Origin of the sequence: Citrobacter sp. RHBSTW-00599 (assembly GCF_013784065.1) — a bacterium.
In the GTDB taxonomy this organism is placed as follows: domain Bacteria; phylum Pseudomonadota; class Gammaproteobacteria; order Enterobacterales; family Enterobacteriaceae; genus Citrobacter; species Citrobacter braakii.
The window spans coordinates 4,022,984-4,039,960 of record NZ_CP056717.1 but is presented as its reverse complement, the minus strand read 5'-3'; the positions used below and the strand labels follow the sequence as shown (position 1 = coordinate 4,039,960).

The 16,977-nt window shown below is 51.1% G+C and carries 18 protein-coding genes; 15 read left to right on the top strand and 3 right to left on the bottom strand.

Annotation, left to right across the window (positions count from 1 at the left end):
• Nucleotides 1-57: 57 nt before the first annotated feature.
• From flgK to HV243_RS19755, 3 genes are read left to right on the top strand one after another with little or no spacing between them, the layout of a single operon-like run.
• Complete coding sequence (gene flgK / locus HV243_RS19765; protein WP_047357628.1) at nt 58-1,434, top strand: flagellar hook-associated protein FlgK; 1,377 nt, start codon at nt 58-60, stop codon at nt 1,432-1,434.
• A gap of 17 nt (nt 1,435-1,451) precedes the next feature.
• Nucleotides 1,452-2,381, top strand: a complete 930-nt coding sequence (flgL, locus tag HV243_RS19760; RefSeq protein WP_019076091.1) for a flagellar hook-associated protein FlgL — start codon at nt 1,452-1,454, stop codon at nt 2,379-2,381.
• A 25-nt stretch (nt 2,382-2,406) separates the two neighbouring features.
• Nucleotides 2,407-3,408 (top strand): hypothetical protein, encoded by a 1,002-nt coding sequence (locus HV243_RS19755; RefSeq protein WP_016151850.1) that lies wholly within the window; start codon nt 2,407-2,409, stop codon nt 3,406-3,408.
• On the opposite strand, the gene HV243_RS19750 is transcribed toward HV243_RS19755, so the two are convergent.
• Both HV243_RS19750 and HV243_RS19745 read right to left on the bottom strand, forming a co-directional pair.
• Nucleotides 3,405-3,884 (bottom strand): hypothetical protein, encoded by a 480-nt coding sequence (locus HV243_RS19750; RefSeq protein WP_016151851.1) that lies wholly within the window; start codon nt 3,882-3,884, stop codon nt 3,405-3,407. The genes HV243_RS19755 and HV243_RS19750 overlap by 4 nt on opposite strands.
• A complete protein-coding gene (locus HV243_RS19745) occupies nt 3,862-4,812 on the bottom strand; it encodes a winged helix-turn-helix domain-containing protein (protein WP_053389946.1) in 951 nt (316 codons plus the stop codon). The genes HV243_RS19750 and HV243_RS19745 overlap by 23 nt, the downstream gene beginning before the upstream one ends.
• Nucleotides 4,813-5,367: 555 nt before the next feature.
• On the opposite strand from HV243_RS19745, the gene lafA reads away from it, so the two are divergent.
• The 11 genes from lafA (at nt 5,368) to dinB (ending at nt 14,652) form a co-directional block, all read left to right on the top strand.
• Nucleotides 5,368-6,282, top strand: a complete 915-nt coding sequence (lafA, locus tag HV243_RS19740) for a lateral flagellin LafA (RefSeq protein ID WP_053389947.1) — start codon at nt 5,368-5,370, stop codon at nt 6,280-6,282.
• Nucleotides 6,283-6,478: 196 nt separating this feature from the next.
• Nucleotides 6,479-7,804 carry a flagellar filament capping protein FliD gene (fliD, locus tag HV243_RS19735; RefSeq protein ID WP_046275413.1) on the top strand — a complete coding sequence of 442 codons (1,326 nt, stop codon included), beginning with the start codon at nt 6,479-6,481 and terminating at the stop codon, nt 7,802-7,804.
• Nucleotides 7,805-7,837: 33 nt separating this feature from the next.
• The gene (gene fliS, locus HV243_RS19730; RefSeq protein WP_003843794.1) at nt 7,838-8,230 is read left to right on the top strand and encodes a flagellar export chaperone FliS; all 393 of its coding nucleotides are present in this window, start codon (nt 7,838-7,840) and stop codon (nt 8,228-8,230) included.
• A 4-nt stretch (nt 8,231-8,234) separates the two neighbouring features.
• Nucleotides 8,235-8,552, top strand: coding sequence for a hypothetical protein (locus HV243_RS19725; protein WP_016151855.1), 318 nt, complete (start codon nt 8,235-8,237; stop codon nt 8,550-8,552).
• Complete coding sequence (locus HV243_RS19720; protein ID WP_049040794.1) at nt 8,549-9,724, top strand: flagellar hook-length control protein FliK; 1,176 nt, start codon at nt 8,549-8,551, stop codon at nt 9,722-9,724. The genes HV243_RS19725 and HV243_RS19720 overlap by 4 nt, the downstream gene beginning before the upstream one ends.
• A gap of 7 nt (nt 9,725-9,731) precedes the next feature.
• Nucleotides 9,732-10,202, top strand: a complete 471-nt coding sequence (locus HV243_RS19715; RefSeq protein ID WP_149330240.1) for a flagellar basal body-associated FliL family protein — start codon at nt 9,732-9,734, stop codon at nt 10,200-10,202.
• A gap of 20 nt (nt 10,203-10,222) precedes the next feature.
• Entirely contained in the window at nt 10,223-10,939 is a 717-nt protein-coding gene (locus tag HV243_RS19710) for a FliA/WhiG family RNA polymerase sigma factor (protein ID WP_053389438.1), read from the top strand.
• Between the two features lie 29 nt (nt 10,940-10,968).
• Entirely contained in the window at nt 10,969-11,832 is an 864-nt protein-coding gene (motA, locus tag HV243_RS19705; RefSeq protein WP_016151859.1) for a flagellar motor stator protein MotA, read from the top strand.
• 2 nt (nt 11,833-11,834) lie between these two features.
• Entirely contained in the window at nt 11,835-12,833 is a 999-nt protein-coding gene (lafU, locus tag HV243_RS19700; protein ID WP_016151860.1) for a putative lateral flagellar export/assembly protein LafU, read from the top strand.
• Nucleotides 12,834-12,888: 55 nt separating this feature from the next.
• On the top strand, nt 12,889-13,530 hold the full coding sequence (locus tag HV243_RS19695) for a hypothetical protein (RefSeq protein WP_016151861.1): 642 nt from the start codon (nt 12,889-12,891) through the stop codon (nt 13,528-13,530).
• 66 nt (nt 13,531-13,596) lie between these two features.
• The gene (gene dinB, locus HV243_RS19690; RefSeq protein WP_016155765.1) at nt 13,597-14,652 is read left to right on the top strand and encodes a DNA polymerase IV; all 1,056 of its coding nucleotides are present in this window, start codon (nt 13,597-13,599) and stop codon (nt 14,650-14,652) included.
• Nucleotides 14,653-14,705: 53 nt separating this feature from the next.
• On the opposite strand, the gene pepD is transcribed toward dinB, so the two are convergent.
• Entirely contained in the window at nt 14,706-16,163 is a 1,458-nt protein-coding gene (gene pepD, locus HV243_RS19685; protein WP_016151863.1) for a cytosol nonspecific dipeptidase, read from the bottom strand.
• A gap of 261 nt (nt 16,164-16,424) precedes the next feature.
• Between pepD and gpt the strand changes: the two genes are divergently transcribed.
• The gene (gpt, locus tag HV243_RS19680) at nt 16,425-16,883 is read left to right on the top strand and encodes a xanthine phosphoribosyltransferase (RefSeq protein ID WP_003031380.1); all 459 of its coding nucleotides are present in this window, start codon (nt 16,425-16,427) and stop codon (nt 16,881-16,883) included.
• Nucleotides 16,884-16,977 lie beyond the last annotated feature (94 nt).

Below are 16,977 nucleotides of genomic sequence, written 5' to 3'. Positions count from 1 at the left end.
TTTAATCGGCAAGGTTGTTAACGACAGACCGGGGAACTGACCGGCGAGGACTCTTTGATGGACATGATTAACATTGGCTACAGCGGCGCATCAACTGCGCAGGTGGAGCTTAACGTAACCGCGCAAAACACGGCGAACGCCATGACCGACGGTTATACCCGGCAGGTGGCTGTCACCAGTACTATTGGCGCAAGCTCAGGCTCGGCGAACAGTGCGGGTAACGGTGTGCAGGTGGACAGTATTCGCCGGGTATCCAACCAGTATCAGGTGAACCAGGTCTGGTATGCCGCCAGCGATTACGGCTATTACAACACCCAGCAGACGTATTTAACTCAGCTGGAAACCGTGCTCAGCGATGATAACAGCAGCCTGAGCGGCGGCTTTGACAACTTTTTTGCCGCGCTAAACGCAGCTACCACCAGTCCGGATGACTCTGCTCTGCGTGAGCAGGTGATCAGCGAGTCCGGCGCGCTGGCGCTGCGCGTGGATAACACCCTCGATTATATCGATTCGCAAAGCAGTGAAATCGTTAGTCAGGAGCAGGCGATGGTGGCGCAGGTGAATACGCTTACCAGCGGTATTGCCAGCTACAACCAGCAGATCACTGAAGCCGAAGCCAACGGGGATAACGCGTCTGCGCTCTACGATGCCCGCGACCAGATGGTGGAAGAACTGAGCGGCATTATGGATGTTCAGGTCAATATTGATGATGAAGGTAACTACAACGTCACGCTGCAAAACGGTCAGCCGTTGGTGAGCGGGCAAGAGAGTTCCACCCTCGAACTGGAGACCAACGCCGACGGCACGCAGAGCATGTCGCTGACGTTCGCCGGAACCACGTCATCCATGAACACCGATACCGGCGGCTCGCTGGGCGCGCTGTTTGATTATCAGAATGAGGTACTGACGCCACTGACGGGGACGATTAACAGCATGGCAGAGCAGTTTGCCGATGCGGTTAACACCCAACTGGCGCAGGGCTACGACCTGAACGGAAATCCCGGCGAGCCGCTGTTTATTTATGACGAAAACTCATCGGATGGTCCGCTGGAAGTGAACCCCGATATCACCGCCGATGAGCTGGCGTTTTCCAGTTCGCCGGATGAAAGCGGCAACAGCGATAACCTGCAGGCGTTGATCAACCTCTCAACCGAACCGTTAGATATCGAGGGGCTTGGTAGCGTAACCGTGGGCGAAGCCTGTTCATCAATCATCAGTAACATCGGTATTTACAGCCAGCAAAACCAGACGGAAGCGCAAGCGGCAGCGAACGTGTACTCCGAAGCACAGAACCAGCAGAGCAGCGTCAGCGGCGTCAGCATGGATGAAGAAGCGGTGAACCTCATTACCTACCAGCAAATTTACGAGGCCAACCTCAAAGTTATCTCAACGGGCGCAGATATTTTCGACTCTGTGCTGGAAATGTGTAGTTAATCTGGAGGGCTATTATCATGCGCGTGTCTACCCAACAATCCTATGTGTCTATGACGCAGAGTTTTAACGACCTTTCCAGCGATCTTTCCCACGTTGTCACGCAGATGGCGACAGGGAAAAGTATTCTGCTGCCGTCAGACGATCCTATCGCTGCGACACGAATCACCCAGCTTAACCGCCAGCAATCGGCTCTCGATCAGTATCAAACTAATATTGATTCCGCCTCGGCGGGGATGAGCCAGCAGGAGTCTATTCTGGATGGCGTGAATAACGATCTGTTAGCGATTCGCGACGATCTGCTGGAGGCCGCCAACGGCACCAACACCGCCGAGTCGTTATCCAGCCTGGGGCAGGATATTCAGTCGATGACCGAAGCGATGGTCTCGGCGCTGAATTATCAGGATGAAGACGGTCACTATGTGTTTGGCGGGACGGTGAACGATCAACCGCCCATTGTCGCGGTAGATGAGGACGGTGACGGGGTGACCGACAGTTATACCTATCAGGGTAACGACGATCATCGCCAGACCACGGTGTCCAATGGCGTTGAGGTTGATACCAATGTGGCAGTCAGCGATTTCTTCGGCGATAGCCTCGACGTTCTGAACACTCTGACGTCGCTGTCGAAAGAGTTACAGGATCCGTCGGTTGACCCTGCCGATCCGCAGGTGCAAAGCGATATTCAAAATGCCATTGATACGGTGGATGTGGCCTCTGACGCGCTCAACGCCTCTATAGCCACCATTGGTGAAACGCAGAATACGATGAGCATGCTGAGCAGTGCTCAGACGGATATCACTACCTCCAACGATCAGCTTATCAGTCAGTTGAGCGATCTGGATTATGGCCCAGCCTCCATTACCTTTACCGGTCTGGAAATGGCGATGGAAGCCACCTTAAAAACCTACTCCAAAGTGAGTGAGTTAAACCTTTTCAGTGTGATTTAACAGTTAGCAGTAGCTCAGGAATAGTATGCAGGTCGGTTTAAATACAACATCACTCTCCGGTAGCGGAGCGCTTAATCCTTCTGTGCAGCAGCATACCGTTGCGCAGAATGCCCCTGTCCGTCAAAAGTTACCCGCAACGGCGAGTGATTACCCGGCCTCACCCCTTATTACTACCCGGCCTCAGCGCTACAGCGTGCAGCTTAACGATCAGCTCACCACGCTGCAGCAGGCTGACCACTACCTGGGTCAACTGGAGCAGCATTTGCTGGACTTTCGTCACGCTTCTCGCCGCGGCGGACAGACGTTGCAGCAGAAGGGGGCAGAACTTACCCAGTGGCTGGAAAAACGGCCAACATTGTCCGGTGATGCGGTCGACAGGCAGTTGCGTCCGGTTTTACAGGGCGAGGCGCGCGTCACTTTTCACTCGCCTGAACTGGCGCAGATGCTGCAAAAAAACGCGATAAGTTCACGCATGTTCAGTGTTTCTGACGGGCGGCAGACGCAGCACTCTGCGGTGGTGGTGGGCGAGGATCTGGATCCTGGTCAATACAAAATGATGATGAGCAATGCGCTGCGCCGTGTCGGTGTACAGGTGCACGATCAGCAGGGGGCGCTGAGCTTTTCCACGACGGAGAAGCAATGGCAGCAGATCCAACAAACTCTGAGCGTACGTGATGTTGACGCGAAGTCCTCGGCGTTTACTCTGCTAAAGACATTTGCCGATCCCTCTCGTTCAGATGAGCTTCTGCAACATATCGCGCAGGGCAGTTCCCGCACTCAGGATGGATTGCAGCAGGCGCTGGATGCGATTGGCGATCAGCGCGCGCAAATGGCCGCGCAGCAGGAGAAGGCCCGGCAGCTGATTGACGGTATGGCGCGTTTTCCACAGGCAGAAAGTGCGGTTAAAGCATCTGAATCACTGGGCGGGGTACTGGATCATGCTAATCACAACTATCAGGTTTTAGCCCAGGCGGTCAACGGACAAGCCCGGCTTTCCAGCCAGACTGTCCGTAGCTTATTAAGTTAATTCTGCTGACAAGATGTTGTCGAAAAGGTAAATGCCGAGGGGTCTGTGATTAACAGGCCTCCTACATCCTGAGTGAAGAGCAAATTTTGCTGCGGGTTTAAATGAATCCACCACGTATGAAGGTTATGCTCAACAATAAAGGAACTGAAATTAGATAAGCGGAGATCGTTATTATCCGCTTTCGCATCGCTAAAATGAAGCTCACCTTGTTGAGATGATTCTGTAGAACGATTAAGGCAAGTGGAGATCTCGAATACTGAAGGAACCTGGTTATTATGTTCCAAAGGGATGAGCGTAAGGGCCGTATCCTTGTGCTGTGGGCTCAGAATAAGTTGGTAATGTGCATTCCTTCCGGCGTTAAGATCATAATAGGCAATAACCGTGTGCTCAATGTGGGCATGGGCCAGAAAACTAAAAAATAGGGAGGAAATAGCCAGGATATAAAAAGCGTAATTATTTGCATTTTGGCATTTCATTTAACATTTTCTCCACTTCTTTAATTAAAATACCATTCATTTCGTTATCTTTATTTAGCCAGTTATCAAAGCTTAGTGCTAACTGCCAACTATCATTGCATTGATTGCTCATCACAATATCAAGTGCGAGTTTGTTCAACGAGACCCGATAATAAAGGGTCATCGAGGCGCTATGCGCGACCAACAGTTGATTGATTTGCTCTATACCAGGAAGAATATGTTTTGAAACAAGCGATAACGATTTCTTATTCTCACCTGGATCGTAAAGTTGATAGACCGTAATACGGTTGGCATTTTCAAGCGTTTCTTTAACCAGTTGTGGAGTTTCTTCCGTTTTAGTGGATGACGGCGCTTTAAAATATGAGATCAGTGCAAACAGCGACAGAGCGACAACGATAACGGGCAAGGTAATCAGAACAGCCCGATAAGGATGATGTTTGGTTGCCAGTTTTTTCTTGCTGACTTCATGTAATGAACTGTTATTTAAAGTTATTTTTTCTGTTGTTGTTGATGGCAGTTGCTCCTCAGACGCGAGGGTTTCAACTACCTCAGCATTCTCTTCGGTTACCTCACTGGCGCTGTCATCAACCTTATTTTCATTAGGAGCAATGATTTCAGTTAGATAGAGTTTATTAAACAAATACCCTTTTTTTGGTATGGTTTTTATAATTTCTTGTTGTTTACCATCATCATCAATAGCGACGCGCAGGGCGTGAACGGCTGTCGGCAGACTATTTCCACCGACGATGCGATTCTTCCAGACAGCGGTCATTAAAAATGAACGAGATAAAACAACATCGGCATTTTTAGCTAATGTCTCTAACAGAATAAAATGGTATTCGCCCAGGCGACGTATCTCACCTGTTTCACAGTGGATTAACGCATTAAGCGAAGAGTCCATCCGCCAATTGTTGACTACAATACTCATGGTTTATTATACCCGCGCAAGATTTTTATATCCCTGGTGTCACACCGTTAAAAATCAGTGCATTAAAATTCTGGAGAAATTGAGATGTCTTCTGCCTGAGAAACAGCAGGTAAATCGGTATTGAGTGTTTTTTATGCTGTGCAAAAGAGGATTGGAAATGTAGCGAAAGTGTCTGAGACTCACAATATAAAAATACAGGGCATTTGCAACCAAATGTAAAATAAAGTTATAACCAGTCGCTTTAAAACATTTTAATCTAAGTATAATCTTATCTTTATCATAAGGTTAACATATCAGATGTGTAATCGAACAGGTCATTATTAGATATTTCTAATAATCTTTTAATTAAATCTTGATTGAGATCTTCCTTATGCGTTGAGTGTTTGGATGCGGAGCACGGAAAGCTAAAATAGAGGTGAGAGACGTTTTATCTCTCGCGTTAACGATGTTGTGCAAGGCGTAAAAATTTTTTCTGCAGCGCTTTAAGTTTTCCGAAGGGGTGGTCGTTTTTACAGAGTATCGAAACGAAAACGATTATTCCCAAGGAGCAGTACCATGTTATCGATTAATACTAATACCGCATCAATGTCCGCTGTTAACGCTATCAACAAAAGCAGCGCATCACTGTCTACTTCTATGGAACGTCTGGCGACAGGTAACCGTATTAACTCTTCTGCAGATGATGCTGCGGGCAAACAGATTGCCAACCGTCTGACTGCGCAGTCCAGCGGTATGGGCGTTGCGCTGAGCAACATTCAGGACGCGACTGCGATGCTGCAAACTGCAGACAGCATGTTTGACGAAATGACCGACGTACTGGGCCGTATGAAAGACCTGTCCACTCAGGCAGCGAACGGAACCTACAACGACGAAGATCTGCAGGCGATGCAGGACGAATACGACGAACTGGGTCAGCAGATGTCCGATATGCTGCAGAACACCACTTACGGCGGCACCAACCTGTTCGGTGTTTCCGGTACCAGCAACACCGGCAAAGACGGTCTGTTCCAGGGGGCGGTAACCTTCCAGGTTGGTGCTGAATCTTCTGACACCATGACCGTTGATATCTCCAGCCAACTGGACTCTCTGGTTACCGATTTAAAAAGCGTTAGCAACTCTTTCGAAGCTGATCAGTTAGATGCGACCGGTTCTGCAGGCATTTCCGGTGGTACTGAGCTGACCGCTTCTGGTTCTGCAAACCAGATGATCACTACTATCCAGACTGCAATGGACGACGTGTCTAAGATCCAGTCCAAACTGGGTGCATCTATCAACCGTCTGAACGATACCGCAGCTAACCTGACCAGCATGCAGGACAACACTGAAGTGGCGATCGGTAACATTATGGATACCGACTACGCGACGGAAGCGTCCAACATGACCCAGCAACAGGTGCTGATGCAAACCGGCATCACCATGCTGAAGCAGTCCAACAGCATGTCCAGCATGGTTTCCAGCCTGCTGCAGTAATTCCTGACTTAACGTCATTTCCAACACCGCCACCCGGCGGTGTTGTGCTTTCAGCGACCTGGCTTTTACCTGGAAACTTTCCTGGGGAAGGGAAAATTCATTTCCGCTACTAAGTTAACTCACTGAATTTTAATTATAAAAATTATTGGCATGTATTTTGCTTTTACATAAATAACGTTGCACGGAGTCATTGATCATGAGCTATACGAGTCCGATCCAAAAATTAGCACAACAATTTGCCTACGCCGATATTGCCACCCAGGCGACGAATTTGCAGAACGAGCAGGCAGAACTGGACGCAGAGAGTAGCGGTCTGGACTCGCTAAGTACCGCGCTGACTGATTTTCAGACGGCAATCGATGCGCTGAACAGCGACACCGACGGCCCACTGACGTTTTCCGCCACCACAAATAATGAGTCGAATACGGTGTCGGCAAACTCGCAGGCACAGGCGGGGACCTACTCATTTTATGTTTCGCAGTTAGCACAGGGGCAACAAACCACGTTCAGCATGAGCGACGATACTTACGCCGCGACGGGTTCATTTGAGATAACCATGGATGACGGCACAACCATGGATATTGACCTGTCTACGGTCGATGAGGATGGCGATAACTGTGTTGATGCCAGTGAACTGGTTGATGCGATTAATAACTCGGACGATAACCCAGGCGTGTCGGCGGCATTGGTTAAGACCGACGGCACGACCACCATCATGCTGACCTCTGATACCACCGGTGAGCAAAGCGGTTTTTCGGTGAGCGTTTCGGGTAACACCGATCTGGCTACGGCGGAATCCTCCAGTGAACAACAGATAACGCAAGCGCAGGACGCCATTATTCACCTCGGTAACGAGGATGGCCCTGCGATCACCAGCAGCACCAATACCTTTGACGATGTGATCCCCGGCGTGACGATGACTTTTTCTGAGGTTAGCGATCCTGATGATCCTAACGATGTGACCACTTTTACCGTCGCGGAAGACTCCAGCGGATCGCAGGCCAAAGTACAGACCTTTGTTGATGCCTACAACACCTTGGTCGATACCATCGATTCACTGACCAGCTATGGCGATGACGACACGGCGTCCGGGGTTTTTGCGGGAGACGCCGGGATGAATTCGCTGGCAAATCAGATGGATGATATTGCTCACGCGTCTTACGGTGGCGTGTCGATTGTTGATTATGGCATCACGCTGGATTCCGACGGTCACTTACAAATTGACTCTACTCAGTTCAGCGAAGCAATGGAAGAAAACCCGGACGGTTTGACCGCTATTTTTGTCGGGGAGGACAGCATGGTCGCGCAGATGGACGACCTGATGGAAAGCTATCTGGATTCCAGCAACGGCATCATCGCCCTGCGCCAGGAAAACATTGATGACCAGCAGAGCAAAATTCAGGACGAAAGCGATCAGCTGACTGAAACCTATAACACCAACTACGAGCGCTATGTGGAAGAGTACACCAATACGCTGGTGGAAACGTACACCATGAAAATGAGTATGGCCGCGTTTATGTAACCGGCTGATTTAACAGAAGGATTGAGAATCAACATGTACGACACGCAGGATGGTTATTCGCAATACAAAGAGATGGATCTTGCTGCGCGTACCGCAGCAGCATCGCCATTAGAGCTGGTGCTGGTGCTGTTTTCGGGGCTGATGGACGAGCTGGAACGCGCCAAAAGTCACATTGAGAACAAACGCTATGAGCGCAAGGCGCAAAGCATCAACAAATGCATCGATATTCTCAACGCCTTAACCAGCTCGCTGGAGTTTGAAACGGGCGGCGAGTTGGTGGTGAATTTGTCCCGGCTGTATGACCACTGCGTCTACCGCCTGTATGAAGCCAGCGGCGAATTGTCGCTGGAAAAAATTGATGAAGTGATCCTCATCCTGACCAATCTACGCACAGGCTGGGAAGGTCTGTCGGCAAAGCTGGGATAAGACGATGGAAAGAGAGCGTCAGCAACAGCAGCTTTATGCCCTGGTAAAAGAGATGAACGAGGCGCTGGATCGAAAGCGTTGGCGCCGATTACCCGGCCTGCATCAGCAGGTGATGCGCGTTTTTCATGACTATGCCGCCTGGGAAACCGATGCCACCGCGTTGCGAGAGGTCAAAGACACCCTGCATGCGGCGTTTGAGGTGCTGATTGCCCGACGAACGCAGCGTGCGGAAGAACTCAAAGCGCGCATGGATCAACATCAGCAAAACCAGGAAGGAATGTTGGCGTACTCAATGGTTAATTTAATTTCGGAGAAGGCATGAATCCTGTATTACTGGCCTCGGCCAGTGCGTTGGCAGAGGCCACACCGGAAAAGGCGGCTATTTCGGCCCCAACAACGTCAACGAGCGGCAGCACGTTTTCTTTACCGCAGGCCGGGCTTAACGCGGTGGCTGAACGTTTGATCGGCGCAAAAATAAACCAACAGCAGGCGTCGTTGCCTGAGCATCAACGCGATGATGCAGATCCTGCGGCCATGCAGGCATTGCTGGCGATGTTACTGGCGCAACCGGCACAGCCGTTAACGCCTGCGGCGGCGCAGAAGCAGCCTGACGGTGAGATGCTGAAAATGCTGACGCAGGCGCAAACTACGGGGGCGGGGTCTGCGCTTTTGCGCCAACTGGCGAGCGCGATGGCCGGGCAAGGAAAACAATCCATGCCGTCGGCTGAGCAGCACGCCACGGATTTATCGTCACTGTCGCCAAAGCTGCAAACGTTACTGGCATCGATCACCGAGAATTTGCCCCAGGCAACCCCGGATCAGCAGGCCAAACTGGCGACATTCTCCGCCCAGGATCTGCGCGCGATCGCGCCTGAACCTGTCTCGCTTTCGACCTCACAGCAAATTTCCGCCCGGGTGAAGTCAGCGGATCACGCCGTTCCTCGCCCGATGGCGGTGAGAAAAACGGATAGCGTAACGGTTAACCCATCGCTTGCGTCGCAAAGTTTGCTCAATACGGCGGCGCAGGGAAGTCAGCCGGTAAATGCCCTGAGCGACCACAACGTGGTGTCGACGCAAGTTTCCGCGCCTACCACGCTGTCAACAGAGGAGCTCGGCGAGAAGCTCACCGCGCTGCTCAAAGACAGAATTCAGTTCCAGTTGGGTCAGCAACAGCAGGTGTCGACCATTCGTCTAGACCCGCCATCGCTGGGCAAACTGGAAATTGCCGTGCAGTTGGACGCAGGAAAGCTGATGGTGCACATCGGCGCAAATCAGAGCGATGTCTGCCGCTCGTTGCAGCAATTTAGCGAGAACTTACGCCAGCACCTCACGGCGCAGAACTTCATGGAAGTGAATGTTCAGGTCTCTTCCGAGGGACAATCGCAACAGCAACAACAGCAGTCAGGTCATCAACAGGACGAGGTGACGTCGGCGCTAACGCTTAACGACGAACCTCAATTTCAACAGAACGAATCCGTTCTGATCAAAGTGTAAAAGCAAGATGAAGAAAATTGTTATTGCGTGTGTGATCAGCTCTGTCGTTGCTCTGGGTATTGCTGGTGGGGCTGGATGGGGTATTTATCATTTTATGAATAAAGGTGCGACAGCTAAGGCAGCAAAACCCGCTGAGATACCCGAAGAAAATCAGGATGAGAGCAGCAGCATTTTTGTCTCTCTGCCGGAAACGGTGGTTACGCTTCATGATAGTGAAGGGGCAGACCGATACATGGTGGCAGAGCTGGTAATGGTCGTTGATTCAGAGAAAGACGCTGAAAAAATTAAGAAAGACGAACCGCTCTATCAAAGTATTACGGTAGATGAACTCTCGAATATGAAATATGAAGAGATTCGGGTGCTGAAGATCTCCGATATCAGAAAGAAAGTTTTTGAAAATCTAAAAATTGAATTAGCGAAACGCAAAATGGCGACACCGTATAAGGACATATTGGTGAAAAAAGTCGTGTTTCAATAAGCGACAAGCCAGGAAATAACATGATCCAGGATGCTTACGAGTCAGAAGATTTTAATGCGACGCCCGTGCTAACGCCAAAGCAAGAGAGCCATTATTTACAGGCTTATCTTCCTTTGGTGCGTAAAGTGGTGCGTCAACTTGCGCCGCAATGTACCTGCGTTATGGACAGGCAGGATATGGAGCAAACGGCGCTGATGGGATTGCTGAATGCGATTCGCCGCTATGGTCAACCGGATGAGAGCTTTGCCGGTTATGCCGTCCATCGTATCCGCGGAGCCATTCTCGATGAGCTGCGCAGCCTCGACTGGCGGCCTCGTCAGCTACGACAAAAATACCATCAGATTAAAGATTTGATTCGTGATGCGCGTACTCATCTCGGGCATGAACCCTCATGGGAAGAGCTTTCCCGGTTGGGTTTGTCGTCTGAAGATTATCAGGAATATCAACAGCTGGAAGGTGCCGAGTCGCTGGCCAGCCTGGATGAATTACTGAATGGCGATATACCGATTGCGCCGCTCGAAGGGCGGGGGCTTGAAGAACAATTCGTTACGCAGGAAATGCTGGGTTATGCCCTGAGCCAACTCAGCGAAAAGGAGGGACTGGTGCTCTCAATGTATTACCAGCACGATATGAATTTAAAAGAAATCGCGCTGGTATTAGGGCTGACTGAAGCTCGAATTTGTCAAATGAATAAAAAAATCACGCACAAGATTCGTGATTGTTTATATCCAGATTAACAATTCCGAATCAACATGCGGAGGACGTAATGCAAAAGATTTTTGGTTTATTGGTGGTTTTAGGCTGCGTATTTGGTGGCTACTTTGAGGCTGGCGGACAGTTAATTGCTATCTGGCAGCCGGCAGAAATTATTATTATCGTGGGGGCCGGTCTGGGGGCGATGATTATCGGTAACCCAATGCATGTGCTTAAAGAGATTGCTCACCAGATCAAAGGCGTGGTCAGCAAAAAGAAAATGGGGCCGGAGTTCCAGCGTCAGCTGCTGATGTGCCTGTATGAACTGCTGGAAATGGTGCAGAACGGCGGTCTGCGTATGTTGGATCAGCATATCGAACAGCCGGAAGAGAGTACCATTTTCCAGAAATACCCGCTGGTACTGACCCAGAAACGACTGGTGACCTTTATCGCCGATAATTTCCGTCTGATGGCGATGGGGAAAATTGATGCCCACGAGCTGGAAGGGATCCTCGATCAGGAACTGGATACCGCGGAAGAATCGCTGTTAACCCCTTCGCGCTCTCTGCAGCGTACCGCCGAGGCGATGCCTGGCTTCGGCATTTGCGCGGCGGTGCTGGGTATCATCATCACCATGCAGTCAATCGATGGTTCCATTGCGCTTATCGGCCTGAAAGTGGCGGCGGCGCTGGTGGGGACATTCTTAGGGGTCTTCATCTGTTATTGCGTGATGGATCCGCTGGCAAACGCCATGGAACAGCAGGCGCGGGCGGAACATTCGCTGCTCGAATGTGTACGTACCGTGCTGGTGGCGCAAGCGGGCGGTAAGCCGACGCTGCTGGCGGTTGATGCGGGACGTAAACTTCTTCATCTGGCTTCCAAACCCACATTCGCCAATCTGGATGCGTGGGTGAATGCGATGCTGGAGCAAGAATAAGCATGAGGAAGGGGCCAAATCGTCGCGATCGCGGCGCGAAAACCACCATTATCCGCCGACAAATCAAAAAGAATCATGCAGGTCATCATGGGGGAGCGTGGAAGGTGGCATTTGCTGACTTTACGCTGGCGATGATGGCGTTGTTTATGACGTTGTGGATTGTGAACAGCGTCAGTAAAGCTGACCGCGAAAATATCGTGGCGGCGCTGCATGGTCAGTCAATCTTTAACGGTGGCGGTATGGCGCCGTTAAATAAGCTGGGCAAGCAGCCGATAGCGCCGGGAGCGCAGAAGAAAAACGTCACGCGCAACAAACTCGATAAAACCGTAAACCCGCAGGAGACGGCGAAAATTACGGAAGAGAACGCGAAAAAGGCGCTGGATGTGAATGAAAAAGCGGTGCTGCTGAAACAAAAATCAGCCCGCGAATTGGGCGAACTGGCGACCGACATTAACGTTATCGCCCGCAATGCGCATATGGAAACTAACCTCGAGATGGAGATTGTTCCTCAGGGGCTGCGCGTACTGATTAAAGATGACCAGAATCGCAATATGTTTGAGCGCGGTAGCGCCAGGATTATGCCGTTCTTTAAATCGCTGCTGGTTGAACTGACCCCCGTGTTTGACTCGCTGGATAACAAGATAATCATCACCGGGCATACAGATGCGATGAGCTATAAGAGTAACATTTACAACAACTGGAACCTCTCCGGCGACCGCGCTTTGTCGGCGCGACGCGTGCTGGAGGATGCCGGAATGCCGCAGAATAAAGTCATGCAGGTCAGCGCGATGGCGGACCAAATGCTGCTGGATGCGAAAAATCCGGAAAGTGCCGGGAACCGTCGCATTGAGATCATGGTGCTGACGCAAAGCGCTTCCGATACGTTGTATCAATATTTTGGCCAGCAGGGAGAGAAGGTTGTGCAACCGCTGGTGGATAAGCTGGACAAGCAAAAGCAGGTGACTTCTTTACGTCAACAATCTGCTCCCGTCACTCATTAATTCTGTTCCCGTCCCCCACGCAATGTGGGGGCAATTTATTCCTCAGGAAGGCAATGTGATAGATGTAACCCATATTATTCCATTGGAGATTCATACTGATAACGTCACCGATGTAGCCTGTCAGGGGGCGCATTTCGACAAGGTTTCAGGTATCTGGTACACCGAACCCCACGAGCTAAACGGGGCGCTTCGTGACTATGTCTACGACACCGACAATTTTAATATTGTCGCGCCGTACTATCTGGTGATTACCTCGAAGATGCACTGCTGGAGCTGCCACCAAATTACCCGCATCCATGGCGTGATGTTTACCCGCTTTATTAAGAAAAATCAGGATGGTCAGGGCTGGCAGTCGGTCAGGCGTAACAGCTTTTTGTTCCACATTAATTCTCTGCCTGAAGAGATAAAAAAGAACATCAAAGCCAGCAATTACTACCTCGATAAAAGTAAAACCACCGGGCTACGTTACTGGATGAATCACTGTGAAATTTGTGGTGAACGTCTGGGCGACTACGAGCTTTTCTGCGTTGAAAATGATGCCTTCCGGCTGATGACAATCGAAAAACTGCTGCGGGCAAATGTTCGCAAAGTGAATAAACTGTTTGTCAGTACGGCGGGTAATCCCGCAGAACATACGAAAAAGGATATTGTGCGTTACCTGTGCGATGCCCGCTTCGTCATGAATGGTCCGGCGTAAGGAATAATCATACTTCTCACACTATAAAAATACTGTATACTTAAACAGTATTGTGGGAGGCGAGTAATGCGCAAAATCATACATGTTGATATGGACTGCTTTTTCGCAGCGGTGGAAATGCGCGATAACCCCGCTCTGCGTGACATCCCCATTGCCATCGGCGGCAGCCGGGAGCGCCGGGGGGTTATCAGTACAGCCAATTACCCGGCGCGCAAATTTGGCGTGCGTAGCGCGATGCCAACGGGAATGGCGTTAAAGCTATGCCCGCATCTTACCTTATTACCCGGTCGCTACGAGGCCTACAAAGAAGCCTCCCGCCAGATTCAGGCGATTTTCTCCCGCTATACCTCGCTGATTGAACCCCTGTCGCTGGATGAAGCCTATCTGGATGTAACCGACAGCACCCACTGCCACGGTTCTGCCACGCTGATCGCCCAGGAGATCCGCCAGACGATTTTTAACGAGCTGCAGCTAACCGCTTCTGCCGGGATTGCGCCGGTTAAATTTCTGGCAAAAATAGCCTCCGATCTCAACAAGCCCAACGGGCAATATGTGATTACCCCTGCCGATGTTCCTGAATTTCTCAAAACGTTACCGCTCGGCAAAATTCCCGGCGTCGGCAAAGTCTCCGCCGCTAAGCTGGAATCAATGGGATTGCGTACCTGCGAGGATGTTCAAAAATACGACCTGGCAATGCTGCTTAAACGTTTTGGTAAGTTTGGTCGCGTGCTGTGGGAGCGAAGCCAGGGCATTGACGAGCGGGACGTTAACAACGACAGACTGCGCAAATCCGTCGGCGTGGAGCGCACGCTGGCGGAAGATATTCATGAGTGGTCAGAGTGTGAGGCGATTATTGAGCGGCTTTATCCCGAACTGGAACGGCGTCTGGCCAAGGTAAAGCCGGATCTCCTTATCGCTCGCCAGGGGATAAAACTCAAGTTTAATGATTTTCAGCAGACCACGCAGGAGCACGTCTGGCCGCGCTTAAATAAAGATGACTTAATTGCGACGGCGCGTAAAACCTGGGAAGAACGTCGGGGAGGGCGAGGCGTGAGGCTGGTGGGATTACACGTCACGCTGCTGGATCCCCAACTGGAAAGACAGCTGCTGTTGGGGCTGTGACTCTGATGGATTGCCGGATAAGCGCAGCGCTATCCGGCATTTAGCGCAGAATCTTACTTCGCCGGAATCGACTTCAGCAGTTCAGTCAGCAGCGTCCAGTAGTGACCAACGCTTTCGATATGAACCTGCTCATCCGGGGAGTGCGGACCGGTGATGGTTGGCCCGATGGAAACCATGTCCATTTCCGGATACGGTTTCTTGAACAGACCACATTCCAGACCGGCGTGAATGATCTGGATGTTTGGCGTTTTGTTGAACAGACGCTGGTAGGTTTCGCGAACCAGGTGCATAACCGGAGAGTTAGCATCCGGCTGCCAGCCTGGGTATCCGCCTTTGGCCTGGGTTTTCGCGCCAGCCAGTTTACCCAGTGAATCCAGCATGCTCACCACGTAGTCTTTACCGCTGTCGATCAGGGAACGGATCAGGCAGTGAATTTCAACGTTGTCGTCAGTCATGGTTACAACGCCGACGTTCAGGGAGGTTTCTACCACGCCTTTGGCTACGTCGGAATTGCGGATAACACCGTTCGGGGTGGCGTTCAGCAGACGTACGAAGCTGTCGCGAGACTGAGTGGTCAGCGCGGCTTTGTCGTGAGTCACGGCATCCAGCAGCAGAGCCAGGTTCTTCTCTTTGGCTTCCAGTTCGTTTTTCAGGATTTCCTGGTAGGTGTTGACCAGCGCTTTTAACGCATCAACTTTATCTGCCGCCACGGCGAGGGTGGCAAAGGCTTCACGCGGAATCGCATTGCGCAGCGTACCGCCGTTGAAATCAACCAGACGCAGATCCAGCTCTTCAGCGTGACCCGCCAGGAAGCGTACCAGCAGCTTGTTAGCGTTACCGAGACCAACGTGGATTTCGCCACCGGAGTGACCGCCTTTCAGGCCTTTCAACGTCAGCTTAAAGCTCTGGAAGCCAGCCGGGATTGCTTCACGGGACAGCGGCAGGTTAGAGGTAAAGTCGATACCGCCTGCGCAACCCATATAGATCTCACCTTCTTCTTCTGAGTCGGTGTTGATCAGGATATCTGCCTGCAGCCAGTTAGCCTGCAGACCAAACGCGCCATCCATACCTGCTTCTTCGGTCATGGTCAGCAGCACTTCGAGCGGACCGTGTACCACGTTGTCATCAGCCAGAACGGCCAGTGCGGACGCCATACCGATGCCGTTATCCGCACCCAGCGTGGTGCCACGGGCTTTTACCCATTCGCCGTCAATATAAGGCTGGATAGGATCTTTAGTGAAGTCGTGCACGGTGTCGTTATTTTTCTGCGGGACCATATCCAGGTGCGCTTGCAGAACGACCGGCTTGCGGTTTTCCATTCCTGCGGTAGCGGGTTTGCGAATCAGGATATTACCGACCTGATCGCGCTCGACGTGGAAACCTTTCTCTTGGGCCCAGCTCAGAATGTGTTCAGCGAGCTGCTCTTCATGGTAGGACGGATGAGGAATAGAACAGATTTTGGCAAAAATATCCCACAGCGGTTGCGGGGATAACTGAGACAGTTCAGACACGTTGAGTCTCCTTGGCGATGTCCTACAAAACTTGCTTGCAGGCCACAGGGTTAGCAGAATTAAAAACATCACAAGTCAGGCTTGCGCGATGCGATTGAGAATACCACTTTCTCCGCTGACGGCTAGCATAAAGCATGCAAAAAGAGGCGCGGATTCCGCGAAACACTGGTTTTTAGTGCGTCAGATCTCTATAATCTCGCGCAACCTATTTCCCCCTCGAACACTTTTTAAGCCGTAGATAAACAGGCTGGGACACTTCACATGAGCGAAAAATACGTCGTCACCTGGGACATGTTGCAGATCCATGCACGTAAACTGGCAAGCCGCCTGATGCCTTCTGAACAATGGAAAGGCATTATTGCCGTTAGCCGTGGTGGTCTGGTGCCGGGCGCATTGCTGGCGCGTGAATTGGGTATTCGTCATGTCGATACCGTATGCATCTCCAGCTACGATCACGACAACCAGCGCGAACTGAAAGTGCTGAAGCGTGCCGAAGGCGACGGTGAAGGTTTCATCGTAATTGATGACCTGGTTGACACCGGTGGTACCGCCGTAGCGATCCGCGAAATGTACCCTAAAGCGCATTTCGTCACTATTTTCGCTAAGCCGGCAGGTCGCCCGCTGGTGAATGATTATGTTGTTGATATCCCTCAGGATACCTGGATTGAGCAGCCGTGGGATATGGGCGTAGTGTTCGTTCCGCCGATCTCGGGTCGCTAATCTAAAAAGTTTTCAACGCCCGCACTGTCGGGCGTTGTTCTTTTTGTGCTGTGTCAGGTTACACTATGCCTTAGTGAGTACTCATGGAGGCTGC